Source organism: Candidatus Propionivibrio aalborgensis, from assembly GCF_900089945.1.
Taxonomy (GTDB): Bacteria; Pseudomonadota; Gammaproteobacteria; order Burkholderiales; family Rhodocyclaceae; genus Propionivibrio; species Propionivibrio aalborgensis.
Window position 1 is genome coordinate 36,286 of sequence record NZ_FLQY01000124.1, and the last position, 6,000, is coordinate 42,285.

At 61.5% G+C, this 6,000-nt stretch carries 5 protein-coding genes; 1 reads left to right on the plus strand and 4 read right to left on the minus strand.

Annotated features, from left to right (window positions below; genetic code table 11):
* Nucleotides 1–257 precede the first annotated feature (257 nt).
* Nucleotides 258–632, minus strand: a complete 375-nt coding sequence (locus tag PROAA_RS07640; RefSeq protein ID WP_186410772.1) for a DUF779 domain-containing protein — start codon at nucleotides 630–632, stop codon at nucleotides 258–260.
* Between the two features lie 68 nt (nucleotides 633–700).
* A complete protein-coding gene (gene exaC, locus PROAA_RS07645) occupies nucleotides 701–2,221 on the minus strand; it encodes an acetaldehyde dehydrogenase ExaC (RefSeq protein WP_186410773.1) in 1,521 nt (506 codons plus the stop codon).
* A 298-nt stretch (nucleotides 2,222–2,519) separates the two neighbouring features.
* Between exaC and PROAA_RS07650 the strand changes: the two genes are divergently transcribed.
* Nucleotides 2,520–4,457, plus strand: a complete 1,938-nt coding sequence (locus tag PROAA_RS07650; protein ID WP_186410774.1) for a sigma-54-dependent Fis family transcriptional regulator — start codon at nucleotides 2,520–2,522, stop codon at nucleotides 4,455–4,457.
* Nucleotides 4,458–4,570: 113 nt separating this feature from the next.
* Here the strand turns inward: PROAA_RS07650 and PROAA_RS07655 are convergent, their stop codons facing one another.
* Entirely contained in the window at nucleotides 4,571–5,020 is a 450-nt protein-coding gene (locus PROAA_RS07655; RefSeq protein WP_186410775.1) for a cytochrome c, read from the minus strand.
* A 279-nt stretch (nucleotides 5,021–5,299) separates the two neighbouring features.
* Nucleotides 5,300–5,710 carry a DUF4870 family protein gene (locus PROAA_RS07660; RefSeq protein WP_222102153.1) on the minus strand — a complete coding sequence of 137 codons (411 nt, stop codon included), beginning with the start codon at nucleotides 5,708–5,710 and terminating at the stop codon, nucleotides 5,300–5,302.
* Between the last annotated feature and the right edge of the window lie 290 nt (nucleotides 5,711–6,000).

Sequence of the window (6,000 nt, forward strand, 5' to 3'; positions counted from 1 at the left end):
TTCGACAAGCGCTGAGGCGTACGCCACCTGGCCAGCTCACGGTGGCCCCCTTGACGTCGGCAGACGACGTTCCGGCAGGATCACCCCCGACATACAAAGCTGGCCGCGTCCACAGTGCGGACAGCAGTTCCATTCACTGCCGCTGACCCGGCGCAGGAATTCGGCCACCGACTCAATGACTACGGGTTGTGGCGGCGGCACATCGAGCGCCGCCCGTGCCGCCGCCAGATAGCCCTTCTCTCCGCTTCTTCTCTTCCCTACGCTTCGCCGTTTGCGCTACTGGTCAATTCCGCCCATTCCTCATCGGTAAACAGGCGCGAACGCGTATGGAACGCCTTGCCTTCCGGCCCTTCGAGCGAGAAGGTGCCGCCGGTGCCTTCGATGACGTCGATGATGAGTTGTGTGTGCTTCCAGTATTCGTACTGGGACTTGCTGATATAGAAGGGGAAACCACCGATGTCTCCGAGGTATTCGTCGCCGGCGCCGATGGTCAGCTCGCCGGGCAGGTAACAGTTGGCGGCACTGTTATCGCAACACCCGCCCGACTGGTGGAAAAATACGGGGCCATGTTTGTCCTTGAGCAACTCGATCAGTTCAAGTGCGGCGGCAGTGGCGACGACTTTTTCAACCATGTTGATCTCCATGGAAAAAGGGGGCGGTTGAACGCCCCCGTATGCTCAGCACATTATCGGGCAGAGAATCAGAAGAAGCCCAATTTCTGTTCGGCGTAACTGACCAGCAGGTTCTTGGTTTGCTGGTAGTTGTCGAGCGCCGCCTTGTGGTTTTCGCGGCCGATGCCGGATTCCTTGTAGCCGCCGAAGTTGGCGTGGGCCGGATAGGCATGGTAGCAGTTGGTCCATACGCGACCGGCCTTGATCGCACGGCCCATGCGATAGGCAACATTTCCGTTGCGTGTCCACACCCCGGCGCCCAGGCCGTAAAGCGTGTCGTTGGCAATCGCCAGCGCGTCGGCTTCATCCTTGAAGGTGGTCACGGCCAGCACCGGGCCGAAGATTTCCTCCTGGAAGATGCGCATTTTGTTGTGGCCCTTGAACAGCGTTGGCTGAACGTAATAACCGCCGTCGAGGTCGCCGCCAAGGCTGGCTTGTTCGCCACCGACCAGCACTTGCGCACCCTCCTGCTTGCCGAGGTCGAGGTAGGTCAGGATCTTGGTCAGTTGTTCCTTCGAGGCCTGGGCGCCAAGCATGGTATCGGTATCGAGCGGATTTCCCTGCTTGATCGCTTTTACGCGCGCCAGGCAGCGCTCCATGAACTTGTCGTAGATCGATTCCTGAATCAGCGCGCGCGACGGGCAGGTGCACACTTCGCCCTGATTGAAGGCGAACAGCACCAAACCTTCGATGGCCTTGTCGAGGAAGCTGTCGTCCTTGTCCATGATATCGGCGAAGAAGACGTTGGGCGATTTTCCACCGAGTTCCAGCGTGGCCGGGATCAGGTTGTTGGCGGCGGCCTGCGCGATGACGCGGCCAGTGGAGGTGGAGCCGGTAAAGGCTATCTTGGCAATGCGCTTGCTGGTGGCCAGCGGCATCCCGGCTTCGCGGCCGTAGCCATTGACGATGTTGAGCACGCCGGGGGGCACAATGTCGGCGATCAGTTCGGCAAGGATGAGAATGCTGATCGGGGTCGATTCGGCGGGCTTGAGCACCACGCAGTTGCCAGCGGCCAGAGCGGGGGCCAGCTTCCAGGCCGCCATCAGGATCGGGAAGTTCCACGGGATGATCTGGCCGACGACGCCAAGTGGTTCATGGAAGTGATAGGCCACGGTGTTCTCGTCGAGGTCGCTCAGGGCGCCTTCCTGTGCGCGGACACAGCCGGCGAAGTAGCGGAAGTGATCGATGGTCAGCGGAATGTCGGCGTTCAGTGTTTCGCGAATCGGCTTGCCGTTGTCGACGGTATCGGCATAGGCCAGCAGTTCGAGATTGGCTTCGAGGCGGTCGGCGACCTTCAGCAGGATATTGGCCCGCTCGGCGGGTGCGGTCTTGCCCCATTTGTCGGCAGCGGCGTGGGCTGCGTCGAGCGCCAGTTCGATGTCCTCCGCGCTGGAGCGGGCGACCTGGGTGTAGGGTTTGCCATTGATCGGGGTGATCGCGTCGAAGTACTGGCCTTTGACCGGGGCAACCCATTTGCCACCGATGAAGTTGTCGTATTTGGTCTTGAACTGGACTTTGGCGCCAGCGGCGCCGGGTGCGGCGTAAATCATGGGGGTCTCCTCCTTTGAGTTTTCCGGCACAGCGAACGGTTGTACCTGTCCTCACGTTGCAGGGAACGTGCCAAGGGCGAGAATCCATGCAAGCGCATGATTCACAATAGATTAGGGAAACACGGCTAGGTGAAATGCACGCTGCGGTGACGTACCGCTCTGGCGCACTGTCACGAAATGACACAGGTGCCGGGTCTTTGGGTGCGGATGCCTTGCATCCCATCGGGTGGCCGCGTATGGTGAAAATAGAGCAAGGACTCGCCGTATAAGGTGGGCCACAAATCTGGAGGAGAGAGACATGTTGACCACACCCACCGGTGCGGCATTGCGGCAAGCGCGCAATCAGTTGATCGAACTCGGCGAAGTGCCGCCCGCAACGCTCGTCGGCCCGACAGTCGCACGCTCCTGGCGACGTTGTCTCGACGCCGGCCTGGCGCCCCTCGGACGTCTTGGGGAAGCGCCCCACCTCGATGGACTCCAGTTCAGCCGCGTCGCCGAACGACAGCGGGAGCTCCTGGCCCATGCGCGACCGGTCATGGAATACCTGCGCGCGCAAACATGCGATTCCGGCAGTCTGGTTCTTCTCGCCGACAATCGTGGCGTGGTGCTGCATACCCTGGGGGACAGTGATTTTCTCGGGCGTGCCGAACGTGTGGCACTGATGCCCGGTGCGTCCTGGCATGAACGACATCGCGGCACCAACGCCATCGGCACGGCACTGGAAGAGGCCGGCCCCGTGGTGGTGCACGGTGCCGAACATTTTCTTGAGCGTAACGGTTTCCTCACCTGCGCTGCCGCCACGGTGACAGCGCCGGACGGTCGTCTGCTGGGCGTGCTGGACATCTCCGGCGACCAGCGCGGGCGCCACCCGCACACTTTCAGTCTGGTACGCGCGGCGGCGCAGATGATCGAGAATCGTCTGTTCGAAGCACGCCATGGCGACGCGCTGCGTATACGTTTTCATCCGCTCGCCGAAGGGATCGGTACGGTCGCCGAAGGCGTGGCCGCGCTTTCGGAGGACGGCTGGATCGTCGGAGCCAACAAGTCGGGACTGGCGCTGCTTGGTTTGTGCCCGGCGGATCTCGGCGCAACTCCGATTGCCCGAGTATTGCAATTGCGCCCTGCCGATCTCGTTGACTGGGGGCGCAGACGCGGCATTCAAGCGATGCCGGTCGTGCAACAAACCGGCAATCGCTTGTTCGTGCGCGTCGAACCTGGGCGCGCGACGGTTCGCGTAGTCGTCCAGCCAGTGACCGAGTCTGAGGCGCCCAAGGACGCCTTGTCGATGCTCGACTCCGGGGATGCGCGACTGAGATCCGCCATCGACAGGGCGCGCCGCATCGTCGGCAAACCCATTGCACTCGTCCTTCAAGGTGAATCGGGGGCGGGCAAGGAGTTTTTTGCCAAGGCGTTTCATGATTCGGGGCCGCGTCGTGCCAAACCTTTTGTTGCGCTGAATTGCGCCACCCTGCCGGAAAACCTGATCGAGGCCGAACTCTTCGGTTACGCTCCCGGCGCGTTCTCCGGGGCACGCAAGGAAGGCTGCCCCGGCCGCATCCGCGCGGCGAACGGCGGCACGCTGTTCCTCGATGAGATCGGCGACATGCCGCATGTGCAGCAGGCACGGCTGCTGCGCGTCTTGCAGGAACGGGAGGTCGTGCCGGTTGGCGGTGGCGCGCCTGTTCCCGTGGATTTTGTCCTGGTCTGCGCTACCCACCGCAACCTGAAGGCGGAGATGGAAGCCGGGCGCTTCCGCGCCGATCTTTACTACCGCATCAACGGCCTGACGCTGATCCTGCCGTCATTGCGCGAGCGCTGCGATTTTTCGTCGCTGACGGCGCGAATGCTCAAGGAGATGGCGCCTGAGCGCGATGTTTCACTCAGTGACGCCATTGCCTCCGCCTTTGCAAATTACGCCTGGCCCGGCAACCTGCGGCAGTTGGCCAACGCGCTGCGCACGGCCTGCGCGTTGCTCGATGAAGACGAGACGCAAGTCAGCTGGCAGCATCTGCCCGACGACCTCGTCGAAGAGTTCAAGCGACCGGCTCCGTGGATGAGCGGGGCGGTTGAAGTTGCCCCCGCGAGCGAAACCCTTCAGGAACTTTCCGTAGCGGTTATCGCCCGGACAATTTCTGTCAGCCGGGGCAATATGTCCGAGGCAGCGAGGCGTTTGGGGATCAGCCGCAATACCTTGTATCGACGCTTGAAGAACAGAGCAACTGATTCGCCGGAGTAGCCGTGACGATGGCGTCAGCGCTTATCTGTCTTGAGTCGGGCTGCAGGTAGTTGCCTGATCGGCGGGTTGGTATCGCAAGAGGGACCGCCGAAGTGGTCTCATTGGTGACGAGACTACTGAATGCGGTAGCTGCGGTGGCAGGCGACGCAGGTCCCGGTCACGGCCGACAGCGAACTGAGCGCTTTGGAAGTGTCGCCACTCTTGGCAGTCTTGGCAAAGTCACTGCTGGCGGTGTGCATCGAGCGAGCGATGGCATGCATATCGTTGGGCATGAACATGCCGGGGCGTGCATTCGGCGCCGCGTTGCGATGGCGTCCCATGGCTGAAATGCCCATTTTGGTTTCACCAATTTCTGCGGCTGTGGCGAATTGCTGCTCAGCCAGCGCACCGACGATCAAATGCAGTGCCGTTTGAAAATCGAGCATTTCAGCGCGCAACTCGGCGCGCGCTTCAGGCGGCATTTCGACAAGTTGGCGACCGTCCGCCTCGGCCGCGTGAATCGGTGCTGACCACATGGCGGCAAAGGTAAGCAGAAGTGTCGGCAGAGCAAGTTGGGTTTTCATGTAGTGACCTGTCAAGGGACCGGGAAGCTCGCGAATTGATGATGATAACCCGATGAGCCTTCGGTCGGTGGCCATGCCGGACGGCATATCGCCTGGTTGTTGGCGATACGGTCAAGAGGGCAGACGCGGCAGTGCGTGCCCCGCCGCATCAAAGAGGTGGCAGCGTTCGCCGCGCAGCCACAGGCTGGCTGGCCGTTCCCTGCTGTTGTCGGCGTCGAAATCGACCGCGCCGCGATGACTGGAAGCCGCAGCGCAACCTGGATTGCAACGATACGGAGTCTATGCGGGCATCGGCTGGCGTGCGTTAAGGCGCAACCAACCGCGCGCGACGCGGTAGATGGCCCACACGCCGAGAATGAACAGGCCGACTACCCAGGTCCCGAAGCCGATGATCACCAGTGTCAGCGGCAGAGAGATCAGGCCGACCAGCAGCGCCCAGGCCAGCGCATACCAGAAGGTGCGGATCTGCCAGTCGAAATGCGACTCGAGCCAAGTGCCGCGCGCCTCGCCGCGGTAGATGTAATTGACGATCACCGCGATGATCGATGGCCAGCCGAACAGAAAAGAGCCGATCACGGTGGCAGCGCCGAACGCGCCCAGCGCCAGGCCCAGTGCGTGTAGCGCGTAAACGATATGCGTCGTGCGCTCCAGCGCAGACGAGGCTTCGATGGTCATCACTTGATTGTCCATAAAGCGCGCTCCTCGGGAGTGGGTAGATACATCAATGTGGGGGTCAGCGCCAGGATCGCAAGGGCCATTGCGCAAGGATAGGAAAATCGATGCCACTTTTGCCGGAGAATTCGGGAGTATTCGGAAGTATTTAGTCGCGGTCAAGGGTCGACTTGACGTACGAAGGTGATAAAGACGCTATCCGGAAAAGCGCGCCATCGTGCTTGAAGCCGCGCAAGGGACGGGTTCAAAGGGTTCAGATCGTGGCTCGCTTCACGAGCACGATCTAACCTTGGTAGTTGGACGAAGCC